Genomic DNA, 20,627 nt, shown 5'->3' on the forward strand with positions numbered 1-20,627 from the left:
GAACAACAACGATTTCGTGACCGGCTATATCGGCCGCCAGCCCATCGTGATTTCCCGCGATCGCACCGGAAAGCTTCATGCCTTCCTCAACGCCTGTTCCCACCGCGGCGCGATGATCTGCCGCCACAAGCGCGGCAACAAGTCCACCTATACCTGCCCATTCCATGGCTGGACCTTCAACAACACCGGAAAGCTCCTGAAGGCAAAGGACCCGGAGGGCGCCGGATATCCGGAGAGCTTCAACAGGAACGGCAGCCACGATCTGACGAAGCTCGCGCGCTTCGAAAGCTACCGCGGCTTTCTGTTCGGATCGCTGAACGCTGACGTCGCTTCGCTCGAGGACTATCTCGGTGAGGCACGCAAGATCATCGACCTCATCGTCGATCAGTCGCCGGACGGTCTCGAAGTGCTGCGTGGCAATTCTTCGTACATCTACGACGGCAATTGGAAGCTTCAGGCGGAAAACGGCGCCGACGGTTACCATGTCGCGTCGGTGCATTGGAATTATGCTGCCACGACCAATCAGCGAAAAGCCGCTGCCGTGGCCGCCGAAGCGGCCGACGAAATCCGCGCCATGGATGCCGGATCCTGGGCGAAGCAGGGCGGCGGCTTCTACGCCTATGAGCATGGTCACATCCTGCTCTGGACGAACTGGTCAAATCCGCAGGACCGCCCGCTCTACCCGGTACTGAACGAGCTCACCGAGAAATTCGGCAAGGCGCGCGCCGATTGGATGGTCGAGAAGAGCCGCAATCTGTGCCTCTATCCGAACGTCTTCATCATGGATCAATTTTCCTCGCAGATCCGGATGTACCGTCCGATCTCGGTGGATAAGACCGAGGTGACCATCTACTGCATCGCGCCGAAGGGCGAGAGCGACGAAGCGCGTGCCCGTCGCATCCGACAGTACGAGGACTTCTTCAATGCCTCCGGGATGGCCACGCCCGACGATCTGGAAGAATTCCGCTCCTGTCAGATCGGGTTCGGAGCCCGTCATGCCCAATGGAACGACCTGTCACGCGGCGCCACTCACTGGATCAAGGGACCCGACGCCGATGCAGACGCGATCGGCATGAAGCCCCTGCTCTCGGGCCGGAAGACGGAGGACGAAGGCCTCTTCGTCATCCAGCACGGTTTCTGGAAGCAGGCCCTCACCGACGGCCTCAGGAAGGAAGCCGCCTCCGCGTCCGCCATGACGATGGCGGCCGAATAGCTCGAACAGGTTCCATGAACAGCTGCAGCCCCGGCGCTGCAGCCGATGGAGGAGGGATGCCCCATGAATGCCATGACCGCCGATATCCGCAGCGCTGACCCAAGCCATGACATGACGATCGCCGACGTTGAGGCGTTCCTGTACGCTGAGGCGCGATGCCTCGACGATCGCGATTTCACCACCTGGCTCACCTTCTATGCGCCGAATGTCACATTCCATATGCCCGCCTGGGATGACGACGATCTGCTGACGGAAGATCCGCAACGCGAGATCTCGCTGATCTTCTACGGATCGAAGCAAGGCCTGGAGGACCGTATCTTCAGAATCAATACCGAACGGTCCTCGGCCACCTCGCTGCCGGTGCCCCGCACCTCCCATAACATCTCCAATGTCGAGATCGTCGAACGCGGCCTCGGCTCGTTGAAGGTCCGGTTCAACTGGTTCAATCTCAGTTTCCGCTACAAGACAACGGACTCCTACTGGGGGACGTCGTACTACACGATCGATACGACGCAGCCGGCGCCTCTCATCACCAACAAGAAGGTCGTCCTCAAGAACGACTACATCCATCACGTCGTGGATATCTACCACATCTAATAAGCACAATATGCGGGGAGGACCGTGATGAACAGAATCGCACTCAACTTCGAGGACGGGATCACCCGCTTCATCGACGTGCGGCCGGACGAACTGGTTGCCGATGCCGCATATCGGCTCGGCCTCAATATCCCGATGGACTGCAGGGACGGCGCATGCGGAACCTGCAAATGCCAGTGCGAGAGCGGTGAGTATTCGCTCGGCGGCTATATCGACGATGCGATGACGGAGGAGGAGGCCGCGCAGGGCTTCGTCCTGACTTGCCAGATGAAGGCCAAGTCCGATTGCGTCATTCGCATCCCGGCATCGTCCGCCGTCTGCAAGACGAAACCTGCGACGGTCGCCGCAACGATGGTCGACGTCCGCCAGCTCTCACCATCGACGATCGGATTTTCGGTCCGGACCGAACCGGCCAATGCGCTGCGCTATCTTCCGGGCCAATACGTCAATGTATCGGTCCCGGGATCCGCGCAGACGCGGTCCTATTCGTTCTCGTCAACGATCAAGAACGGTGTCGCCGACTTCCTTGTGCGCAACATCCCGGGCGGACTGATGTCGACGTACCTCGCGTCCCAAGCGAAAGCCGGCGATGCCTTGACCCTGACCGGCCCGATCGGGAGCTTCTATCTCCGTGCGGTCACGCGCCCTCTTCTCTTCCTCGCCGGCGGCACCGGGCTCGCCCCGTTTCTTGCGATGCTCGAACATCTCGAGGCGAACATCCCGACCCATCCGGTCCACATGATCTATGGCGTAACGAATGACGCGGACCTCGTCGAGGTCGCGGCTCTCGAGGGCCTCGCGAAGAGAATTCCGGGCTTCACATTCACGACCGTGGTCGCCGATCCGGCAAGCCGGCACGAGCGAAAAGGCTACGTCACCCATCACATGCCCGACAGCGCTTTGTTCGGCGGTGACGTCGATGTCTATCTCTGCGGCCCGCCTCCGATGGTGGATGCGGTTCGGGCCTATTTTGCCGAGAAGAACATCTCGCCCGCCAGTTTCCACTTCGAGAAGTTCAATCCGTCGGAGAGCAAGTGATGTCAGTCAAGGATCGCTTTTCCGGCAAGAGCATGGTCGTGACCGGTGCCGCTCAGGGGATCGGACGGCAGGTCGCGGTCGAGGCCGCAACGGGGGGCGCGCACCTGACGCTGGTCGATCGCTCGCCGCTCGTGCACGAGGTCGCAAGGCAGATCAATTCCGAGCACGGCCAAGGCCAATGCATCGCCGTCGAGGCCGACCTCGAGACCTGGTCCGGCAACGAACAAGTCATGGAGCGCGCGAACTGCAGCTACGGGGCCATCGACATCCTGGTGACCAATGTCGGCGGCGCGATCTGGATGAAGCCATTCGAGCATTTCACCGAAGACCAGATCGTGGCCGAAATCAATCGTTCGCTTTTCCCGACACTTTGGGGCTGCCGTTCGGCGCTTCCGTACATGATTGAACAGGGCCGCGGCGCGATCGTGAACGTTTCGTCGATCGCGACGAAAGGGATCAATCGCGTGCCGTATTCTGCAGCCAAGGGGGCCGTCAACGCGTTGACTGCGTCTCTGGCCATCGAGGTCGGCACGAAGAATATTCGCGTGAACGCCGTCGCGCCCGGTGGGACGACAGCGCCGCCGCGGCAGATCCCCCGCAATGCTGCCAAGCAGACGGCGCAGGAAAAGCTCTGGATGCAGCAGGTTGTCGATCAGACCGTGCAGTCGAGCGCCATGAAGCGCTACGGATTGTTGCGCGAGATGTCCGCGGCCATTCTTTTCCTCGCCTCCGAGGAAGCCGCCTACATCACCGGCACGGTGCTGCCTGTCGGCGGAGGCGATCAGGGCTGAGGGCGACGCGAGCCGGCGCGTTGGCACCGTCAGCGCGGGCCGGGAGAGTCCGAGGAACAATCCGGCGTGTGAGACACAGGATGCCATTCGTACAGAACGCCCATGTGACGCTGTTCGTCACGGAATCGGGACCGGCAGATGCTCCTGCCATCCTGTTCTCGAACTCGCTCGGCACCACACATCGGATGTGGGATGCTGTCGTCGCCGAGCTTTCAAGTGAATTTCGCTGCATCAGATATGACACACGCGGTCATGGCGCCTCGACCCGCAGCCACTCTGCCTTTGGCATAGAAGATCTGGCCGATGATGCCGTCGACATTCTCGACAATCTTGGCATCGAGCAGGCCCATTTTGCCGGCCTTTCGCTGGGCGGCATGACCGGCCAGGCCGTCGCGCTGAGAGCGTCCACCCGCTTGCACTCCCTGAGCTTGATGGCAACGACCTCGTATATGCCGCCGGCCTCTGCATGGAACGAGCGGGCGGCTCTGGTCCGGCGCGAGGGCACAAAGGCCATCGTGGAGGCCACAATTCAGCGATGGTTCACGCCCGGTTTCACCGCCGGTTCGCGCGCCGCCATCGACCGCGTGGCGCGCGAATTCTCGGAGGCCGACGCCGAGGGATATGCGAGCTGCTGCGAAGCGATCGGCCGGATGGATTTCAGAGAACACATCGGACAGATCCGAACGCCGACGCTGATTATCGCCGGCGCGCAGGATCCGGCAACGCCGGTGGAGATGTCGCGGAACATGCATCTGAGCATACCGGATTCGCATCTCGTAGTCCTCGATCCCGCCGCGCATCTGCTGGCCGTCGAGCGACCTGATGCTGTTATCGACGCGCTCCGATCACATATCGGCGAGCGGGCGGCCTGAGCCGCCCCGCTCGCTTCACTCGACAATGGTTGCTTCCGTCGCGGCGCGGAGCTCCGTCTCTCTCACACCATCTGCACATTCGACGATCTTCAACCCGCCGGGCACGACATCGAGTACGCCGAGATTGGTGATGATGCGGTCGACGACGCGCTTGCCCGTCAGGGGCAGGATGCATTCCTTGAGAACCTTGGATTCGCCGGCCTTGTTCGTGTGGTCCATGACGACGACCACCCGGCCGACACCTGCAACGAGATCCATTGCCCCTCCCATGCCTTTCACGAGCTTCCCGGGAATCATCCAGTTGGCGAGGTCGCCTTTTTCCGAGACTTCCATCGCACCGAGGATCGCCATGGCGATCTTGCCGCCGCGGATCATGGCAAAGCTCTGGGCTGAGTCGAAGAAGGCGGTCTGCGGCAGTTCGGTGATCGTCTGCTTGCCCGCATTGATGAGATCGGCATCTTCCTCTCCATCATGAGGAAACGGGCCCATGCCCAGCATGCCGTTCTCCGATTGAAGGGTCACGGTGATCCCTTCCGGAATGTAGTTGCTGACCAGCGTCGGAATGCCGATGCCGAGATTGACGTACCAGCCGTCCTGCAATTCGCGCGCGGCGCGCGCAGCCATTTGATTGCGATCCCAAGCCATGTCCGATCTCCTCACGCGCGCCTGCGAACTGTGCGTTGTTCGATTCTCTTTTCATGCTGCCCCTGCACAATGCGGTGCACGTAGATGCCGGGCAGGTGAATGCCATCGGGGTCGAGCGAGCCGAGAGGAACGATCTCCTCCACCTCGGCAACGCATATCTTTCCGCAGGTCGCCGCCGGCGGATTGAAATTGCGCGCCGTCTTGCGAAACACGAGATTTCCGGAGGTGTCGGCCTTCCATGCCTTCACGATCGAAAGATCGGCGATAAGGCCGCGTTCCAGAATGTAGGTTTCGCCATCGAATTCCTTGTGTTCCTTGCCTTCTGCGATAACGGTGCCGACGCCCGTCTTCGTGTAGAAGCCCGGAATTCCGGCCCCACCCGCGCGCATGCGCTCGGCCAGCGTGCCTTGCGGATTGAATTCGAGCTCGAGCTCACCCGCCAGATATTGTCGCATGAATTCTGCGTTCTCGCCGACGTAGGACGAGATCATCTTCCTGATCTGGCGGGTATGAAGGAGAATGCCGAGACCGAAATCATCAACACCCGCATTGTTGGAGGCGACAGTAAGATTCTTCGTACCGGCATCCCGGATCGCGGCGATCAGGAGTTCGGGGATGCCGCACAGGCCGAAGCCGCCGGCTGCGATCGTCATGCCGTCGAACAGGAGACCCTGAAGGGACTCCTGCGCGGTGTCGTACGTCTTCATCCGTCGTGTCCTCTCAAGCTGCCTTCTCGAGGCCGAGAATCGCGCGTGCCTGTCGCCAGGTGGCCACTGGCCGATGGTATTGATCGCAAAGCGCGACGGCGCGCTTCACGAGCGCGGCATTCGAGGGCGCAAGCCGGTCTCGTCCGAGTCTGACATTGTCTTCCAGCCCGGTTCGCGTATGCCCACCCGCTGCGATGGACCATTCGTTGACCTTGATCTGCTCAGGCCCAATCCCGGCAGCGCACCACTGCGCATCTGGCGCAAGGCGTTTCAGGGTCTCGATGTAGAAGTCGAAGATCGGCTTGTCCGCCGGCATTGCGTTCTTCACGCCCATCACGAATTGCACGTAAAGCGGACCTTTGAGACGTCCATCCTGCTGCATCCGCGCGGCCTGCACGATGTGGCCGAGATCGAAGGCCTCGATCTCCGGCTTGACGTCGTATTTGCGCATTTCACCGGCAAGCCAGTCGACGAGATCGGGCGGATTTTCATAGACGAGCGTCGGAAAGTTGTTGGAACCGACCGACAGCGAGGCCATGTCCGGCCGCAAGGACAACATCCCACCCCTGGCTTGCCCCGCACCGGATCGTCCGCCAGTCGACAATTGAATGATCAGGCCCGGACAGTGCTTCTGCAGGCCCTCCTTCAATCGCGCGAAACGCTCAGGATCCGATGTAGGCTTTCCATCGTCGTCGCGGACATGACAGTGCGCAATGCTGGCACCTGCTTCGAAAGCTTCATGTGTGCTTTCAATCTGCTCGCTGATCGAGATCGGGACGGCGGGATTGTTTTCCTTGGTCGGAAGCGAGCCCGTAATGGCGACGCAAATGATGCAGGGGTTTTCAGCCGCGTTGGACACGTGTGCTCCAGGAGGTCGATCATGGGTTCACGCATCACTGCGGCCTGTTGGAACACAGCACAAGGCCGCCTGCAGTATTTTGATATACCTTTGGAATATACTTGGCCGGTTGCTTGCTCGCATTCGCAGTGAACGAGGACGTTCACACGAGATCAGCATGAGCTGTACGAGGCACTCCAACAGAGCCTCTCTGAACGAGCCAAATAGTCGATCTCGATCTCATGCGCGCGGTTCGGATTTATTCCCTCGAGACGCTGAAGTCAGCTTCGACCGGGCGTGGTCAGAGCGCATCCCCAGACCTTGGTCTCCGGGGTGAGGTGCACCACAAAATTGAAGTACAACGTGCAACGAAGCTGAATGATCTGCTGGCGCAATGGCGATGGACTGACGTGACGCCAGCAGAGACATGCCGGCGCATCTGGTCGCGCGTCGCCCTGATCCTGACCCTCGTGATCTCGATCGGATTGCTCGCGATCGCCAAGGCGACCGGCCAGCCGGTTGTCTAGATCACCACCTCTTGCAGCTTGCGTGTCCAAACGCCTGCGGCTGCAAGATGATCACGATCCACAAAGCCCCGTCCGAAAACGGCGCGCGCCGCTGAAAGCCCTCCGCTCGGCCGTTGCGCTCAGTACAGCTTTCGCCGGCGCTCACATGGTCCGCCAACATGGTCCGCGGGCCGGCAATCGCCCAGCATTGGCTCGCCCTTTCCATCGGCGGTATGAGCCGCAGGGTTTCGATCGCGCTCCCTGTTCAGAAATTGGATGAGGCTGAAGACACGGAGCCGTCACGTCACGACGCGGCGAAAACCCCCCTCGCATCGGGATGACTGGTGGCGCGTTGCAATACGACGAGTTGAACGCCGCGCTATGGCTCAAAGAGCCGTTCCGTTGCGGTCTCGGGAAAGCACAACTGTAAGTGCTTGAAAGAATGGTCGGAGCGGCAGGATTCGAACCTGCGACCCCTGCGTCCCGAACGCAGTGCTCTACCGGGCTGAGCCACGCTCCGACTTGGGAAGCCGGCTTATAGCGTCGGGTTTCCGTCTTCGCAAGGCACACGAGGCAGGAAATCGCATCGAAATCTCCGACGTCAGGAGTATCGGTTAACTGCTTGAGGTCCTGGGACTTTGCCGGCGAATTGGCGGGCGATCGCAGCCCAGCGCCGCATTTGCGCGCTTCATTCGGGCGTCCCCGCCCGCTATAGCCGAGCGCGACCGCTCTCCCTCGTGACGTACCCGTGATGCCCGCGCCAGACAGACCCGCGATCGAGACCCGAATCCTGCCCGCCGATGCGGCGGGCATCGCGCAGGCCGCGGCGATTTTCGCCCGCGGCGGGCTGGTCGCGTTCCCGACCGAGACCGTCTACGGCCTCGGCGCCGACGCCGCCAATGCCACGGCGATCGCGCACCTCTACCAGGCCAAGGGCCGCCCTGCCTTCAATCCGCTGATCGCCCATGTCGCCGATGTCGCCGCCGCACGGCGGATCGGCCGCTTCGACGCCACGGCGGAGCGGCTCGCCGCCGCCTTCTGGCCGGGGCCGCTGACCCTCGTGGTGCCGCAGGCCGACCGGTGCCCCGTCGCGGATCTCGCCACCGCCGGCCTCGACACCGTGGCGATCCGCGTGCCGGCGCACCCGACCGCGCGAGCGCTGCTCGCCGCGTTCGGCGGCGCCGTGGTGGCGCCCTCGGCCAACATCTCCGGCCATGTGTCGCCGACCACCGCAGCGCATGTCGCCGCCGACCTGTCCGGTCGCATCGACCTGATCCTCGATGGCGGCGCGGTCGACGTCGGCGTCGAATCCACCATCATCGGCTGCTTCGACGAGCCCACGCTGCTGCGCCCGGGCGGAGTTCCCAGCGAGGCGATCGAGGCCGTGCTCGGCCGGCCGCTTGGCCGGCCTGCCGCCGAGACGCACGCTTCGGAACAGCCGCTCGCGCCGGGCATGCTGGCCTCGCATTATGCGCCGCGGGCCGCCGTCCGCCTCGATGCCACCGACATCGCGCCCGGCGAAGCACTGCTCGCCTTCGGTCCCGCGCCCTTGCCCGGCGCCGGCCAGGCCGCCGCGATTCTCAACCTCTCGCCCACCGGCGATCCGGCAGAGGCGGCGACGCATCTTTTCGGCTATCTTCGCAGCCTCGATGCGAAGGGCGCGCGCAGCATTGCCGTGATGCCGATCCCGAACGACGGGCTCGGCGAGGCCATCAACGACCGGCTGCGCCGCGCCGCCGCGCCGCGATAACATTGGAAGCGACCGATCATGAACATCAGCCAGCCTGCCTTCCCGCCGCTGCCCCCCGAGCTGATCGCGCAATTCGCCGCCATCGTCGGCGAGCGCCAGGCGCTGACCGCGGAGAACGATGTTGCGCCTTACGTCACCGAGGAGCGCAATCTGTTCCATGGCCGCTCGCCGCTGGTGCTGCGTCCCGGCTCGACCGCCGAGGTCGCGGCGATCTGCAAGCTCGCAACCGCGCACCGCATCGCGCTGGTGCCGCAGGGCGGCAACACCGGCCTCGTCGGCGGCCAGACGCCGCACAATGGCGAGGTCGTGGTGTCGCTGAAGCGCATGGACAAGATTCGCGGCGTCGACACCGCGTCCAACACGATGATCGCCGAGGCCGGCGTCGTGCTGCAGGTCGCGCAGCAGAAGGCCGCCGAGGTCGACCGGCTGTTCCCGCTGTCGCTCGGCGCCGAGGGCAGCTGCACCATCGGCGGCAATCTCTCGACCAATGCCGGCGGCACCGCCGCGCTCGCCTATGGCGTGGCGCGCGAGATGGCGCTGGGTGTCGAGGTGGTGCTGGCCGACGGGCGGGTGCTGAATGCGCTGTCGAAATTGAAGAAGGACAACACCGGCTACGACCTGCGCAATCTCTTCATCGGCGCCGAGGGCACGCTCGGCATCATCACCGCGGCAAGCCTGAAGCTGTTCCCGAAGCCGCGCGCGATCGAGACGGCCTTCGTCGGGCTGAAGTCGCCGGAGGATGCGCTGAAACTCCTCGCCATCGCCCAGCGCGAGGCGGCGGGCAGCCTCACGAGCTTCGAGCTGATCGCCCATATTGCGCTCGACTTCTCGATCCGCCATGTCGCCGGCAACCGCGCGCCGCTGTCGGGCCAGCATCCCTGGTTCGTGCTGATGGAATTGTCGTCGTCGCGCGACGACGCCCGCGCCACGCTGGAGACCATCCTCGAGCAGGGTTTCGAGGGCGGCATCGTCGATGACGCCGTGATCGCCGACAATCTCACCCAGCGCATGGCGTTCTGGAAGCTGCGCGAAGACATCTCCTGGGCGCAGAAGCCGGAGGGCGGCTCGATCAAGCACGACATCTCGGTGCCGGTGGCCGCGGTGCCGGCGTTCATCGCCGAGGCCAACGAAGCGGTGGTGAAGGCGGTGCCCGGCGCACGCCCGGTGCCGTTCGGCCATCTCGGCGACGGCAACATTCACTACAATGTCAGCCAGCCGATCGGCGCCGACACCGCCGACTATCTCGCGCGCTGGCACGAGGTGAATGCGGTCGTGTTCGAGATCGTGCTGCGCATGGGCGGCTCGATCTCGGCCGAGCACGGCATCGGCGTGCTCAAGCGCGACGAACTGCCGGATGTCAAGGACCCGACCGCGATCGCGCTGATGCGCGCGATCAAGGCGCAGTTCGATCCGCTGGGCATCATGAACCCGGGCAAGGTTCTCTAGGTTCTCGACATGGACAGTGCCCCTGCTCTCGCCATCTCCGACATCACCGATGCCGACGTGCCCGCGGTCATCGCGCTGTGGCAGCGCTGCGGCCTGACGCGGCCGTGGAACGATCCGGCCGCCGATATCGCGCTCGCCCGCCGCGGCGACGACTCCACCGTGCTGGTCGGCCGCTCTGGCGGCGCGATCGCGGCCTCCGCCATGGTCGGGCATGACGGCCACCGCGGCTGGGTCTACTATGTCAGCGTCGATCCCGATCATCGCGGCCAGGATCTCGGCCGCGCCATCATGGCCGCCGCCGAGGACTGGCTGCGCGGCCGCGGCATCGCCAAGCTGATGCTGATGGTGCGCGGCGACAACACCAAGGTGCAGGCGTTCTACCAGGCGCTCGACTATGCCGTGCAGGACAGCGTCGTGTTCTCGAAATGGCTCGACGGAAGGCCGCCGACGCCCGGCATGAAGTAGAGGTCCCGCATGAGCATCTCCGACCGCATCCGCGTGCACGAACGGCGGGTGCTCTCCGACCATTACGGCACGCTGACCTCGACCAGATTCGAGTGGCGGCGCGACGACGGCACCTGGCAGATGCAGAGCCGCGACGTGTTCGAGCGCGGCAACGCAGCTGCGATCCTGCCGTATAATCTCGCCCAGCGCAGCGTCATTCTGGTCAAGCAGTTCCGCTATCCCGCCTTCCTCAACGGCTATGACGATCTGCTCATCGAGGCCGCCGCCGGGCTGCTCGACGATGCCTCGCCGGAGGAGCGCATCCGCCTCGAGGCCGAGGAGGAGACCGGGTTTCGCCTGCACGACGTGCAATATGTTTTCGAGGCGTTCATGAGCCCGGGCGTGGTCACGGAGAAGATCCACTTCTTTGTTGCGGCGTACGAGCCGCACATGCGCGTCAGCGCCGGCGGCGGGCTCGCACATGAGGGCGAGGAGATCGAGGTGCTGGAACTCTCGATCGACGAGGCGCTCGCGATGATCGCGGATGGGCGCATCCAGGACGCCAAGACCATCATGCTGCTGCAGCACGCGGCGCTGCGGATTTTTCCTTAGGCCGTCGTCTTCTGCGACGACCTCCGCTGTCGTCCTCCGCGAAAGCGGGGACGCAGTAGTCCGCTGCTGTTCGTTTCAACATGAGAAGTCGCGGCGTACTGGATCCCGGCTTTCGCGGGGATGACGACCTTCTCAGCCGATGCAGCCTGTCTCAGAACAAACTCCCCTGTCCGTCATCCGCCGGTGCAGTTGAAGCTTTGCGCGATGCAACCTTCTTCGCAGGTTTGCGCTGCGCGTCCTCGGCGGCGCGCATGTCCTCGGTCATCGGCAGCAGCAATTGTTCGTCGTCATTGGCGACCGCGTTGACGCGGGTCGAGACTTCGTACCAGGCGAACTCGCCCTCCTTGGGCGCCACCATCAGATGCACGATGTCGTCGGCGTCGTGGTTGCGGCAGTCGAGCCATAGCGAGAAATCATCCGGTCGGATCGTGACGGGAACCCGGTGATGCAGCGTGGCGAGATCGCGGCTCGCCGCCGCCGTCACGATCGCCACCGTGTCGACCTCCTCGCCGTTCGGCCCCATCCACGTCTCGGCGAGCGCGGCGAAGCCGAATGGCGCGCGATCGGCGCGGTGAATGAAGAACGGCCGCTTGCGGCCATCGATCACCTGCCACTCGTAATACCCATCAGCGGGCACAAGCACACGCCGCCGCCGAATCGCATTCTTGAACGCCGGCTTCTCGCGTACGGACTCCGAACGCGCATTGATCAGCAGCGTGAAACTACGGGGATGCTTCACCCATGACGGCATGAAGGCCCAGCGCATCAGACGAAAATGCCTGACTTCCTGATCCAGGAAAACTACGGGAATCGGCTGCGTCGGAGCAATATTGTGGCGCGGCGGGAAGTTCGGCTGCTCCTGATAGCCGAAGATCTGCCTGAGCGCCGCGGGTGGTGAAGTGATGACGAAGCGTCCACACATAATCTCACTCAAATTCTGGTGTGTTCAGCACCTTTTAACCGGGGTTGGGAACACTGCAGCGGATGACCGCAGCGGCTACCCAATCCGTGCCTTCCGATCGCACGACCCCACGACCGGCGGGCAGCGCCATTGATCCGGCGCGGGCCGCGATCCTGCGCGCCGCCAACATCAATCCGCGCACCGGGCTTGCCACCGACTACCTGAATCATTTCAACGAAGCCGTGATGCTGCTCGAAATGATTCCGGACATCCCGGAATGCGCCGAGGACTTCCTGGCGTGGTCGCCGCTGACCTATCCAGAACATTTCACCCACACCAATTTCAAGGCCCGCGATCTGGTCATCGAGGCCTATGAGCAGGCCGATCCGTCGATTCGCGACCGCTTCGATCATCTGACCAAGACCATGACCGACATCCTGCTCGCGGTCGGCAGCGCGATGCGCGAGGCCAAGCAGGATTCCACCAAGGCCAAGCTCGCCGAGCAGGCGGCCGGGTGGGTCAAGCCGCTGGTGTCGCAGGCTGGCGGCATCATCAATGGCGACATCGAGTTCGATCCGGAACCGGTGGCAGAGGTCGACGAGGTCGATGCCGTCGACGCCATCATGGCCGCCTTCTGAGCTGGCTGCCATTGCGGCGGTCTTCCCGGTACAGTGCGGACCGCCTCCGGAGCCGCCGAAATGACCGATCCCGCCCCACCCCGACCTCAGCTCGCCGTCAGCGCCGCGATCTTCCGGGCGGGCAGGATCCTCATCGTGCGCCGGGCGCGGTCGCCGGCCAAGGGTGCGTACACCCTGCCAGGCGGACGCGTCGAGTTCGGCGAGAGCCTGCACGCGGCGGTCGCGCGCGAGGTGATGGAGGAGACCGGGCTTTCCATCGCCATCCTCGGCCTTGCCGGCTGGCGCGAGGTGCTGCCGGCGAGCCAGGGCGGCACGGGCGGCGGCGGACATTACGTGATCCTGCCGTTTGCCGCGCGCTGGCAGGCCGGCGAGCCCCGGCTGAACGGCGAGCTTGACGACGCCCAATGGCGCGATCCCGAGGCGCTGGACGGCCTTGCGCTGACCGACGGCCTGCCGGAGATCATCGCCGCCGCCCGGGCGCTGCTGTAGCGCTGCCTTGCGTCCGCCGTCGTGCGAAGGCATATGACGTCCGTGCGTCCGATCATCCCCTCCCGCCTCTTCACGCGCCTTCTGGCCATCGCCATGCTCGCGCTGGCCTGTGCCGCCGCGCCGGCGCGGGCGCAGGATGCGGCTGCGCCGTTCGACGGCGACCTGCAGCGGCTGGCCGAGATCCTCGGCACACTTCACTACCTCCGCGGCATCTGCGGCAGCAATGAAGGCGCGAAATGGCGCAACCAGATGCAGGCCCTGATCGACGCCGAGACTCCCTCCGGCGAGCGCCGTGCCCGCATGATTGCCGGCTTCAACCGCGGCTATAACGGCTTCCAGCAGACCTACCGGACCTGCACGCCGGCGGCGATGGTGGCGATCCGCCGCTACATCGACGAGGGCTCGAAGATCTCGCGCGACCTCACCGCCCGGTACGCCAACTGACGGCGCCGGCGCGTTATCCACGTTTGTGTTAACCTTGTTAACCTTTCCTAAAGAACTGGCCTAGGCGTCCGCGTTCCCCGTGATAAACCTGCCTTTGTCCGGCGCGCCCGCGTTCGGATTTCCTTGCGCTACGGCGCGCCGCCAGACTGAATTCAATGAGCTTCCCCGTTACCTTCAGTGCCCTTCCCGCCGCCCTGCCCGATCACGAGCAGAAGCAGGCCGCGCTCAGCTACCTCAACGAGGCCTGGGCCGAGGCGCGCCATGACGGCGTCGACGGCGATTGCCTGGCGCAGGCCAGCCTGTTCGCGGCGCTGGCCGAGCTCGTCACCACCTACGGCGAGGACGCGGTCGCGACCTTCGTCGAGGGCATGCCGGAGCGCGTCCGCAATGGCGAGTTCTCGCTGTCCCGCGCGACGCAGTAGGCTTTCGCGTCCTTTCAGCGTGGCCCGGATCAGCGCAGCGACATCCGGGGATTCCTGGACCGTATCGGTGAACCCGGATATCGCTGCGCTCATCCGGGCTACAGGACTGCCTTGTCCGTCATGCCCGCGTTCGCACGTAGGCCGTGACCTCTCGGTTGATCGCGACTGCCGGTGAGTAATAGATTCCCGCCTTCGCCGGGATGACATCGGCGGGTTGCCGCAGCATCACCGGATCACGCGGCATCAGGCGATCATCCTGCACCTGTCAAATAGCATCGGGGCCTCGCGGCGCGTTGCGTCCGAGCGATGACCAGCGTTGGTCGCTCGCAAATAGCGAGGGCGCAGGAAAGGCTGGGCGCGTCGGCTGAGGCCCATGGCGGATAGCCCTGCCCCGCGACCGGGGGGCATCTGATGGGCGCCTGAATGCCGGCCGGCGGAAGGCGCCTGGCGAGATTGTTGCCGGCCGCGAACCGGTAACGCCTGGATAGTGATACGCGCGGATTTTATCGAAATGATTTAGTAGTTCTTCTTTGCTGATACTACCCTGTCAGCGTCGACAACTCTGTGCGCGCCGGAACATCGTCTCCGCCGAATCGAATCCGCCACGTCGTTGCAGACACGCAGGCCGAGATTCGTAAATGAATTGTAATCGTTGAAGGGAAAGTCGGGGATTTCTGATGATTGCGCCGGAAGAAGAGAAATTGCTGAAGACCTACCTGGTCGAGATGTTCGGCCAGATCAGCAGCATGCGGCGAGAACTCGCCGCTCTCCAGGGCGACAACAGCAGCTTCGCGTCGATGACCGACACCCTCGACGCGATCGTGGAAAATACGGAAGCCGCCGGCAACACCATTCTCGAAAGCATGGAGGCGATCAGCGCCAGCGTCGGCAAGCTGCAGGGCGCCAAGGACCCGGCGACCGCGGCGGTCTGCGACGAGATCGTCGACAGCACCAACAAGGTGTTCGAGGCCTGCGCGTTCCAGGACCTCACGGGGCAGCGGATCACGCGCGTCGTCAAGTCGCTCAAGTTCATGGAGGAGCACATCAACAGGCTCGTCCGCATCTGGGGCAAGGAGGAGCTGGCGCGGATGGCCGCCGAGCTTTCGGCCCCGAGCACACCAAGCCTGCTGAACGGGCCGCAGCGCACGGGCGTCGCGATCTCGCAGGACGACATCGACAAGCTGTTCACGTGACCGGCGGCGAGGCGTAACGCCGCTCCACGGCATCAAACGAATCCGCGCCATTGCGAGCGGAGCGAAGCTTCGCTCGCAATGACGGAGTAACATGGCGCAGAGCGGCGCCGTTACGGCCGCAGCGTCTCCATGAAGCGCACCGGTTCGCCGGTGGCCGGAGTCAGCAGCTCGCCCTGCCACATCACGCGGCGGCCGCGGACGAAGGTGCCGACGGGCCAGCCGGTCACGCGCACGCCGTCATAGGGCGTCCAGCCGGCTTTCGAGGCGACCCATTTGTTGGTGATGGTCTCGCTGCGCTTGAGGTCGACCACCGTGAGGTCGGCGTCGTAGCCGGCGGCGATGCGGCCCTTGCGGGCGATGTTGTAGATGCGCGCGGGGCCGGCGCTGGTGAGGTCGACGAACCGTTGTAGCGACAGCCGGCCGGCGTTGACGTGGTCGAGCATGATCGGCACCAGCGTCTGCACGCCGGTCATGCCGGAGGGCGAGGCCGGATAGGTCTTCGCCTTCTCCTCGGCGGTGTGCGGCGCGTGGTCGGAGCCGAGGATGTCGACGATGCCCTGGTGGACGCCCCACCAGATGACGTCGCGATGATCGGCCGATCGCACCGGCGGATTCATCTGCGCGTAGGTGCCGAGCCGCTCGTAGCAGTCGGGCGCGGCCAAGGTCAGATGATGCGGCGTGGCCTCGACGGTGGCGACGTCCTTGTGATCGCGCAAATACACGATCTCTTCCTTGGTCGAGATGTGCAGCACGTGGATGCGCTTGCCGGTCTCGTGCGCCAGATTGACAAGCCGCTGGGTGGCGCGCAACGCCGCCTCCTCGTCGCGCCAGACCGGATGCGAGCGCGGATCGTTCTCGACGCGCAGTCCCTTGCGCTCGTTGAGGCGGTACTCGTCCTCGGCGTGGAAGGCGGCGCGGCGGCGGATCACTTGAAAGATACGGCGCAGACTGTCGTCGTCCTCGACCAGCAGCGAGCCGGTGGAGGAGCCGACGAACACCTTGACGCCGGCGCAGCCCTCGGCGCGCTCGAGCACCGGCAGCTGATCGACGTTCTCGCGGGTGCCGCCGATGAAGAAGGCGAAGTCGCAATGCATGCGATGGCGGCCGGCTTCTACCTTGGCGGTGAAGGCCTCCGCAGTGACCGTCAGCGGATTGGTGTTGGGCATCTCGAACACGGCGGTGACGCCGCCCATCACGGCGCTGCGCGAGCCGGTTTCGAGATCCTCCTTGTGGGTGAGGCCGGGCTCGCGGAAATGCACCTGGGTGTCGATCACCCCGGGCAGCACGTGCAGGCCCTTGCAGTCGATGATCTCGGCCGCGGAAGCCGCGCCGAGATCGCCGATCTCCACGATTCGTCCACCCGAAATACCGATGTCGCGGACGCCCTCGCCGTCCTGATTGACCACCGTGCCGGATTTCAGAATGACGTCGAAGCGCTGGCTCATGAACCCCTCTAGGATTTCATTCTCCCGATCACCCCAAGGCAGATCGATCATGCTGCGCGCCTGCCCATTTGCTGGTCTGCGAGGCCGCCCGTGTCTCGGTCTTTAGAATGAAGCCACCGCAGTGCGGTGTTTCAGCCTTGTGGTTTATGCCAGGGCGGCTTACGTTTCGGTGCGGCGTGTCGCAAGAGGTTTTTCGAATGAAGGCGACGTTTCTCGACGACCGGGGCGTGGTCCAGGTCAGCGGCGACGATGCACGCAAGTTCCTCAACGGTCTCTTCACCACGGATGTCGGCAAGCTCCATCCGGGCGAGGCCCGGTTCGGCGCATTGCTGACGCCGCAAGGCAAGATCATCGTCGATTTCCTGGTGACGCAAGTCCCGGCGACGGAGAGCGGCGAGCGCTTCCTGCTCGATGTTCCCCGCGCGCTGGCGCAGGCGCTCACCGACAAGCTCAACATCTACAAGCTCAGGGCGAAGGTGGCGGTCAGCAACCTCTCCGCCGAGCTCGGCGTGATCGCGCTCTGGGATGGCGCCGCCGGCGAAACGGCGGGGCCGAGCTTCACCGACCCGCGCCACGCCGCGCTCGGCGCGCGCGTCATTGCGCCGCAGGCTGGGCTCGCGGACATCGCCGCCAAGGTCGGCGCCGAGATCGTCGACGCTGCGACCTACGAGGCGCATCGCATCGAGTGCAGCGTGCCGCGCGGCGGGCTGGACTTCATGTATGGCGATGCGTTCCCGCACGAGACCAACATGGACCGGCTGCATGGCGTCGACATCGGCAAGGGCTGCTATGTCGGCCAGGAGGTCGTGAGCCGCATGCATCATCGCGGCACCACCCGGACCCGCGCCGCGAAGGTGCTGCTCGACGGAGCGAGCCCTGAGCCGGGCACACCGATCCTCGCCGGCGAGAAGACGGTCGGCACCATGGGCTCGGCCGTGCAGCAGAAGGGCATGGCGCTGGTCCGGATCGATCGCGCCGCCGAGGCGATCGAGGCCGGCACGCCGTTGACGGCGGGCGGGCTCACCGTGCGTATCGCCGACCCCGAAGCGCTGCAGGGCGCGCCGAAGCAGACGGTCGCCTGAGCCGCTCGATGGGCCGTGCCGCTGTCGTCCATCCCGATGGCCTGACGCGCTGCCCCTGGCCGGGCAGCGATCCGCTCTATGTCGCCTATCACGACACGGAATGGGGCGTGCCGGAGTATGACGACCGCGCGCTCTATGAGAAGCTGATCCTCGACGGCTTCCAGGCCGGGCTGTCGTGGATCACGATCCTGCGCAAGCGCGACAATTTCCGCCGCGCCTTCGATGATTTCCAGCCGGAGAAGATCGCGCGCTACAGCGACAAGAAGATCCACGCGCTGATGAACGATGCCGGCATCGTGCGCAACCGCGCCAAGATCGAAGGCGCCATTCTCAGCGCGAAATCCTGGCTCGAGATCCAGGACAAGGGCCCCGGCTTCTCGAAGCTGTTGTGGGGCTTCATGGACGGTGCGCCCAAGGTCAATGCGTTCAAGACCACCGCCAGCGTGCCGGCTTCGACGCCGCTGTCGATCAGGATGTCCAAGGAGCTGTCCGCGCGCGGCTTCAAGTTCGTCGGGCCTACGATCGTCTATGCCTTCATGCAGGCGACCGGGATGGTCAACGACCATCTCGTCAGCTGCTTCTGCCACGAGACCTGCAGCGGCAAGCGCCGCGCCCCGCGCCTCAAGCCCGCCACATGACCAGCGACAAGGCCCCGAGCGGGCACGACCGGGTCTGGCAGCGCATGCTGTCCGGCCGGCGGCTCAACCTGATCGATCCCTCGCCGCTCGATGTCGAGATCGCCGATATCGCGCACGGGCTGTCGCGCGTGGCGCGCTGGAACGGCCAGACCTCGGGTGCGCACATCTTCTCGGTGGCGCAGCACACGCTGCTGGTCGAGACGGTGATGCGGGCGAAGAAGCCGAACATCGATGCGAAGCTGCGGCTCGCGGCGCTGCTGCACGACGCGCCGGAATACGTCATCGGCGACATGATCTCGCCGTTCAAGGCGGTGCTCGGCGGCAGCTACAAATCCGTGGAGAAGCGGCTGCTCGGCGCGATCCACATCCGCTTCGGCCTGGCCGCCGAGCTCGCGCCCGAGATCGAGCGCCAGATCAAGGCGGCCGACCGCGGCGCGGCCTATCTGGAGGCCACCCGGCTCGCCGGCTTCTCCGAGAGCGAGGCGAAGCGGCTGTTCGGCCGCGACCCCGGCTTGCCGGACACGACGGTCACCGACTATCTGACGCCCTGGAGCGCCGCCAAGGCGGAGAAGCGGTTCCTGACCCGGTTCAACCTGGTACTGAGTTCGTGCTGAGACGCCGTTGACGGCCCACGCCTGCATGGCCCCCATCTGAGCCGGGCACGCATGCGCCCGCCCCACGGCAGGCATCCCAAAGCCGCTTTTGCCCTGCTGCGCCCGATCGTATATTCGAGCGTCCAAAGGCATCCCATGATCCACGTCTGCTCCCTCGCCGCTTTGCCCCAGACTGTGCGCCTGACCGGCGCCAGCCACGTGCTGACCATCATGGCCAATGTCGAGCAGGTGCAGCGACCGGAGAGCATCCGGCCCGAGAACCATCTGCGGGTGTCGGTCGACGACATCACCGAGCAGCTGCCGGGCTTCATGGCGCCGAGCGACGACCATGTCGCCCAGGTGCTGGCGTTCGTGCGCGGCTGGGACCGCACGGCGCCGCTGGTCATCCACTGCTATGCCGGCATCAGCCGATCGACCGCCAGCGCCTTCGCGGCCGCCTGCGCGCTCAATCCGCAGCGCGACGAGCTCGACATTGCCTGGGCGATCCGCCATGCCTCGCCGATCGCCTCGCCCAACCGGCTGATCGTCAGCCTCGCCGACCGCGCGCTGGGCCGCCAGGGCCGCATGGTGCGCGCGCTGGACGCCATCGGGCCCGGCGCGATGATGGTCGACAGCCAGCCCTTCCGCATCGAGCTGGAGTGACCCGCCCCGTCATTTCCCGGCGCCGCGCTAGCAGCGAACCGGGAATCTCGAGCTGATGACCTCGATCCCGAATGAGCCCGGGCTCGAACCTCTGGGTTCCGGGTTCGCGCGCTGCGCGCCCCGGAACGACGGTCGGGCGAAAGCCGTGGGCCGCGTAGCGGCTTACCTGCGCGGCTTGAACTTCCCCGTCGCCGTTTGACACTCAAGGAACTGCAGCCATCGTGACGGCACGCCGTGCCGCAAGGCGAATCGCTGCGCAGCCGAGACGGCCGACAGGGCTGTCATTCCCTTCCCATGACGCCGGCGGGCGCCATCGATTTCAGGACTGCGACCCCCGTGATGTTCGACTGGCCCCTGGACTGGATTGCCCTCCTGGTCGCGTTCGCGGCGCTCGCTTTCGCGCGTCGTACCTCCGACCGATTGGCCGAGGTGCAGGCCCGGCTGGCCAGGCTGGAAGCCGCCGGCGCCGTCGGCGCTGCACCCGTGGTGCCGGCCGCGCCGTCCTTGAGCCCGCTCCAGGAGCCCGCCGCAGCCCCGCCGGTGCCGCCGCCGTTGCCGGAGGTGACCGAGGTCGCCCGGCAGCCCGCCGCGCTCACGGCCGAGGAGACGGCCGCCGAAGGGCCGCCGGCCTCCACCCCGCCGCGGCTGCCGCAAGCCCCG

Annotated in this window: 23 protein-coding genes, 1 tRNA gene and 1 pseudogene; 19 read left to right on the top strand and 6 right to left on the bottom strand. The window is 64.9% G+C overall.

Translation table 11 applies throughout. The features are described 5' to 3' along the window. The 5 genes from BRAS3809_RS23355 to pcaD form a co-directional block, all read left to right on the top strand. Positions 1-1,213, top strand: a 1,213-nt coding sequence (locus tag BRAS3809_RS23355; protein ID WP_035657883.1) for an SRPBCC family protein, incomplete at its 5' end; no start/stop codon positions are given. Positions 1,214-1,285: 72 nt separating this feature from the next. Beyond that, positions 1,286-1,810, top strand: coding sequence for a benzoate 1,2-dioxygenase small subunit (benB, locus tag BRAS3809_RS23360; RefSeq protein WP_139017431.1), 525 nt, complete (start codon positions 1,286-1,288; stop codon positions 1,808-1,810). A 27-nt stretch (positions 1,811-1,837) separates the two neighbouring features. Next, positions 1,838-2,848, top strand: coding sequence for a benzoate 1,2-dioxygenase electron transfer component BenC (gene benC / locus BRAS3809_RS23365; protein WP_008964508.1), 1,011 nt, complete (start codon positions 1,838-1,840; stop codon positions 2,846-2,848). Then, on the top strand, positions 2,848-3,639 hold the full coding sequence (benD, locus tag BRAS3809_RS23370; RefSeq protein ID WP_008964509.1) for a benzoate diol dehydrogenase BenD: 792 nt from the start codon (positions 2,848-2,850) through the stop codon (positions 3,637-3,639). Before benC ends, benD begins: the two co-directional genes overlap by 1 nt. 80 nt (positions 3,640-3,719) lie before the next feature. Continuing rightward, positions 3,720-4,511 (top strand): 3-oxoadipate enol-lactonase, encoded by a 792-nt coding sequence (gene pcaD, locus BRAS3809_RS23375; protein WP_008964510.1) that lies wholly within the window; start codon positions 3,720-3,722, stop codon positions 4,509-4,511. Positions 4,512-4,526: 15 nt separating this feature from the next. Here the strand turns inward: pcaD and BRAS3809_RS23380 are convergent, their stop codons facing one another. The 4 genes from BRAS3809_RS23380 to BRAS3809_RS23400 form a co-directional block, all read right to left on the bottom strand. Then, a complete protein-coding gene (locus BRAS3809_RS23380) occupies positions 4,527-5,156 on the bottom strand; it encodes a 3-oxoacid CoA-transferase subunit B (RefSeq protein WP_035657884.1) in 630 nt (209 codons plus the stop codon). Between the two features lie 11 nt (positions 5,157-5,167). Further along, complete coding sequence (locus tag BRAS3809_RS23385) at positions 5,168-5,863, bottom strand: CoA transferase subunit A (protein WP_008964512.1); 696 nt, start codon at positions 5,861-5,863, stop codon at positions 5,168-5,170. A gap of 13 nt (positions 5,864-5,876) precedes the next feature. After that, a complete protein-coding gene (locus BRAS3809_RS23390) occupies positions 5,877-6,722 on the bottom strand; it encodes a 3-oxoadipate:acetyl-CoA acetyltransferase (protein WP_035657886.1) in 846 nt (281 codons plus the stop codon). A gap of 928 nt (positions 6,723-7,650) precedes the next feature. Beyond that, positions 7,651-7,727: transfer RNA gene (locus BRAS3809_RS23400), tRNA-Pro, on the bottom strand. 231 nt (positions 7,728-7,958) lie between these two features. Here BRAS3809_RS23400 and BRAS3809_RS23405 point away from each other — a divergent pair. The 4 genes from BRAS3809_RS23405 to BRAS3809_RS23420 are packed head-to-tail and all read left to right on the top strand — an operon-like array spanning position 7,959 to position 11,459. After that, positions 7,959-8,957: an L-threonylcarbamoyladenylate synthase gene (locus BRAS3809_RS23405; protein WP_008964515.1), complete on the top strand. Its 999-nt coding sequence runs from the start codon at positions 7,959-7,961 to the stop codon at positions 8,955-8,957. Between the two features lie 18 nt (positions 8,958-8,975). Further along, positions 8,976-10,403 carry an FAD-binding oxidoreductase gene (locus BRAS3809_RS23410; RefSeq protein ID WP_008964516.1) on the top strand — a complete coding sequence of 476 codons (1,428 nt, stop codon included), beginning with the start codon at positions 8,976-8,978 and terminating at the stop codon, positions 10,401-10,403. Positions 10,404-10,412: 9 nt separating this feature from the next. After that, positions 10,413-10,868, top strand: coding sequence for a GNAT family acetyltransferase (locus tag BRAS3809_RS23415; protein WP_008964517.1), 456 nt, complete (start codon positions 10,413-10,415; stop codon positions 10,866-10,868). Between the two features lie 9 nt (positions 10,869-10,877). Next, positions 10,878-11,459 (top strand): NUDIX domain-containing protein, encoded by a 582-nt coding sequence (locus BRAS3809_RS23420; protein WP_008964518.1) that lies wholly within the window; start codon positions 10,878-10,880, stop codon positions 11,457-11,459. A gap of 151 nt (positions 11,460-11,610) precedes the next feature. On the opposite strand, the gene BRAS3809_RS23425 is transcribed toward BRAS3809_RS23420, so the two are convergent. Beyond that, positions 11,611-12,381, bottom strand: a complete 771-nt coding sequence (locus BRAS3809_RS23425) for an SOS response-associated peptidase (protein WP_083839155.1) — start codon at positions 12,379-12,381, stop codon at positions 11,611-11,613. A 62-nt stretch (positions 12,382-12,443) separates the two neighbouring features. On the opposite strand from BRAS3809_RS23425, the gene BRAS3809_RS23430 reads away from it, so the two are divergent. The 5 genes from BRAS3809_RS23430 to BRAS3809_RS23450 all read left to right on the top strand — a co-directional run bounded on the left by BRAS3809_RS23430 (position 12,444) and on the right by BRAS3809_RS23450 (position 15,546). Next, positions 12,444-12,998, top strand: coding sequence for a hypothetical protein (locus BRAS3809_RS23430; RefSeq protein WP_035657894.1), 555 nt, complete (start codon positions 12,444-12,446; stop codon positions 12,996-12,998). A gap of 60 nt (positions 12,999-13,058) precedes the next feature. Next, positions 13,059-13,487 carry an NUDIX hydrolase gene (locus tag BRAS3809_RS23435; protein WP_008964521.1) on the top strand — a complete coding sequence of 143 codons (429 nt, stop codon included), beginning with the start codon at positions 13,059-13,061 and terminating at the stop codon, positions 13,485-13,487. Positions 13,488-13,520: 33 nt separating this feature from the next. Further along, entirely contained in the window at positions 13,521-13,931 is a 411-nt protein-coding gene (locus BRAS3809_RS23440; RefSeq protein ID WP_008964522.1) for a TIGR02301 family protein, read from the top strand. A 155-nt stretch (positions 13,932-14,086) separates the two neighbouring features. Continuing rightward, entirely contained in the window at positions 14,087-14,353 is a 267-nt protein-coding gene (locus tag BRAS3809_RS23445) for a hypothetical protein (RefSeq protein ID WP_008964523.1), read from the top strand. A gap of 677 nt (positions 14,354-15,030) precedes the next feature. Then, positions 15,031-15,546, top strand: a complete 516-nt coding sequence (locus BRAS3809_RS23450; RefSeq protein ID WP_008964524.1) for a protein phosphatase CheZ — start codon at positions 15,031-15,033, stop codon at positions 15,544-15,546. Between the two features lie 110 nt (positions 15,547-15,656). Here BRAS3809_RS23450 and BRAS3809_RS23455 read toward each other — a convergent pair whose 3' ends face one another. Then, positions 15,657-16,991 (bottom strand): dihydroorotase, encoded by a 1,335-nt coding sequence (locus BRAS3809_RS23455; protein ID WP_008964525.1) that lies wholly within the window; start codon positions 16,989-16,991, stop codon positions 15,657-15,659. A 197-nt stretch (positions 16,992-17,188) separates the two neighbouring features. On the opposite strand from BRAS3809_RS23455, the gene ygfZ reads away from it, so the two are divergent. The 5 genes and pseudogenes from ygfZ to BRAS3809_RS23480 all read left to right on the top strand — a co-directional run. Beyond that, a complete protein-coding gene (ygfZ, locus tag BRAS3809_RS23460; RefSeq protein WP_008964526.1) occupies positions 17,189-18,073 on the top strand; it encodes a CAF17-like 4Fe-4S cluster assembly/insertion protein YgfZ in 885 nt (294 codons plus the stop codon). Positions 18,074-18,081: 8 nt separating this feature from the next. Next, the gene (locus BRAS3809_RS23465; RefSeq protein ID WP_008964527.1) at positions 18,082-18,711 is read left to right on the top strand and encodes a DNA-3-methyladenine glycosylase I; all 630 of its coding nucleotides are present in this window, start codon (positions 18,082-18,084) and stop codon (positions 18,709-18,711) included. Further along, positions 18,708-19,325 carry a YfbR-like 5'-deoxynucleotidase gene (locus tag BRAS3809_RS23470; RefSeq protein WP_008964528.1) on the top strand — a complete coding sequence of 206 codons (618 nt, stop codon included), beginning with the start codon at positions 18,708-18,710 and terminating at the stop codon, positions 19,323-19,325. Before BRAS3809_RS23465 ends, BRAS3809_RS23470 begins: the two co-directional genes overlap by 4 nt. Before the next feature lie 135 nt (positions 19,326-19,460). Continuing rightward, the gene (locus BRAS3809_RS23475) at positions 19,461-19,967 is read left to right on the top strand and encodes a tyrosine phosphatase family protein (protein WP_008964529.1); all 507 of its coding nucleotides are present in this window, start codon (positions 19,461-19,463) and stop codon (positions 19,965-19,967) included. 339 nt (positions 19,968-20,306) lie between these two features. Beyond that, a pseudogene (locus tag BRAS3809_RS23480) lies at positions 20,307-20,627 on the top strand (DUF2339 domain-containing protein); the annotation flags it as partial.

This window comes from Bradyrhizobium sp. STM 3809, from assembly GCF_000239795.1.
Lineage (GTDB): Bacteria > Pseudomonadota > Alphaproteobacteria > Rhizobiales > Xanthobacteraceae > Bradyrhizobium.

What these genes read in the sequence shown, in the direction of transcription:
- BRAS3809_RS23470 (WP_008964528.1), top strand. Translation starts at nt 18,708, where the DNA reads ATGACCAGCGACAAGGCCCCGAGCGGGCACGACCGGGTCTGGCAGCGC.
- BRAS3809_RS23425 (WP_083839155.1), bottom strand. Translation starts at nt 12,381, where the DNA reads ATGTGTGGACGCTTCGTCATCACTTCACCACCCGCGGCGCTCAGGCAG.
- BRAS3809_RS23440 (WP_008964522.1), top strand. Translation starts at nt 13,521, where the DNA reads ATGACGTCCGTGCGTCCGATCATCCCCTCCCGCCTCTTCACGCGCCTT.
- BRAS3809_RS23430 (WP_035657894.1), top strand. Translation starts at nt 12,444, where the DNA reads ATGACCGCAGCGGCTACCCAATCCGTGCCTTCCGATCGCACGACCCCA.
- BRAS3809_RS23475 (WP_008964529.1), top strand. Translation starts at nt 19,461, where the DNA reads ATGATCCACGTCTGCTCCCTCGCCGCTTTGCCCCAGACTGTGCGCCTG.
- benC (WP_008964508.1), top strand. Translation starts at nt 1,838, where the DNA reads ATGAACAGAATCGCACTCAACTTCGAGGACGGGATCACCCGCTTCATC.
- BRAS3809_RS23450 (WP_008964524.1), top strand. Translation starts at nt 15,031, where the DNA reads ATGATTGCGCCGGAAGAAGAGAAATTGCTGAAGACCTACCTGGTCGAG.
- BRAS3809_RS23385 (WP_008964512.1), bottom strand. Translation starts at nt 5,863, where the DNA reads ATGAAGACGTACGACACCGCGCAGGAGTCCCTTCAGGGTCTCCTGTTC.
- BRAS3809_RS23455 (WP_008964525.1), bottom strand. Translation starts at nt 16,991, where the DNA reads ATGAGCCAGCGCTTCGACGTCATTCTGAAATCCGGCACGGTGGTCAAT.
- BRAS3809_RS23420 (WP_008964518.1), top strand. Translation starts at nt 10,878, where the DNA reads ATGAGCATCTCCGACCGCATCCGCGTGCACGAACGGCGGGTGCTCTCC.
- benD (WP_008964509.1), top strand. Translation starts at nt 2,848, where the DNA reads ATGTCAGTCAAGGATCGCTTTTCCGGCAAGAGCATGGTCGTGACCGGT.
- BRAS3809_RS23415 (WP_008964517.1), top strand. Translation starts at nt 10,413, where the DNA reads ATGGACAGTGCCCCTGCTCTCGCCATCTCCGACATCACCGATGCCGAC.
- ygfZ (WP_008964526.1), top strand. Translation starts at nt 17,189, where the DNA reads ATGAAGGCGACGTTTCTCGACGACCGGGGCGTGGTCCAGGTCAGCGGC.
- benB (WP_139017431.1), top strand. Translation starts at nt 1,286, where the DNA reads ATGACCGCCGATATCCGCAGCGCTGACCCAAGCCATGACATGACGATC.
- pcaD (WP_008964510.1), top strand. Translation starts at nt 3,720, where the DNA reads ATGCCATTCGTACAGAACGCCCATGTGACGCTGTTCGTCACGGAATCG.
- BRAS3809_RS23405 (WP_008964515.1), top strand. Translation starts at nt 7,959, where the DNA reads ATGCCCGCGCCAGACAGACCCGCGATCGAGACCCGAATCCTGCCCGCC.
- BRAS3809_RS23465 (WP_008964527.1), top strand. Translation starts at nt 18,082, where the DNA reads ATGGGCCGTGCCGCTGTCGTCCATCCCGATGGCCTGACGCGCTGCCCC.
- BRAS3809_RS23445 (WP_008964523.1), top strand. Translation starts at nt 14,087, where the DNA reads ATGAGCTTCCCCGTTACCTTCAGTGCCCTTCCCGCCGCCCTGCCCGAT.
- BRAS3809_RS23380 (WP_035657884.1), bottom strand. Translation starts at nt 5,156, where the DNA reads ATGGCTTGGGATCGCAATCAAATGGCTGCGCGCGCCGCGCGCGAATTG.
- BRAS3809_RS23435 (WP_008964521.1), top strand. Translation starts at nt 13,059, where the DNA reads ATGACCGATCCCGCCCCACCCCGACCTCAGCTCGCCGTCAGCGCCGCG.
- BRAS3809_RS23410 (WP_008964516.1), top strand. Translation starts at nt 8,976, where the DNA reads ATGAACATCAGCCAGCCTGCCTTCCCGCCGCTGCCCCCCGAGCTGATC.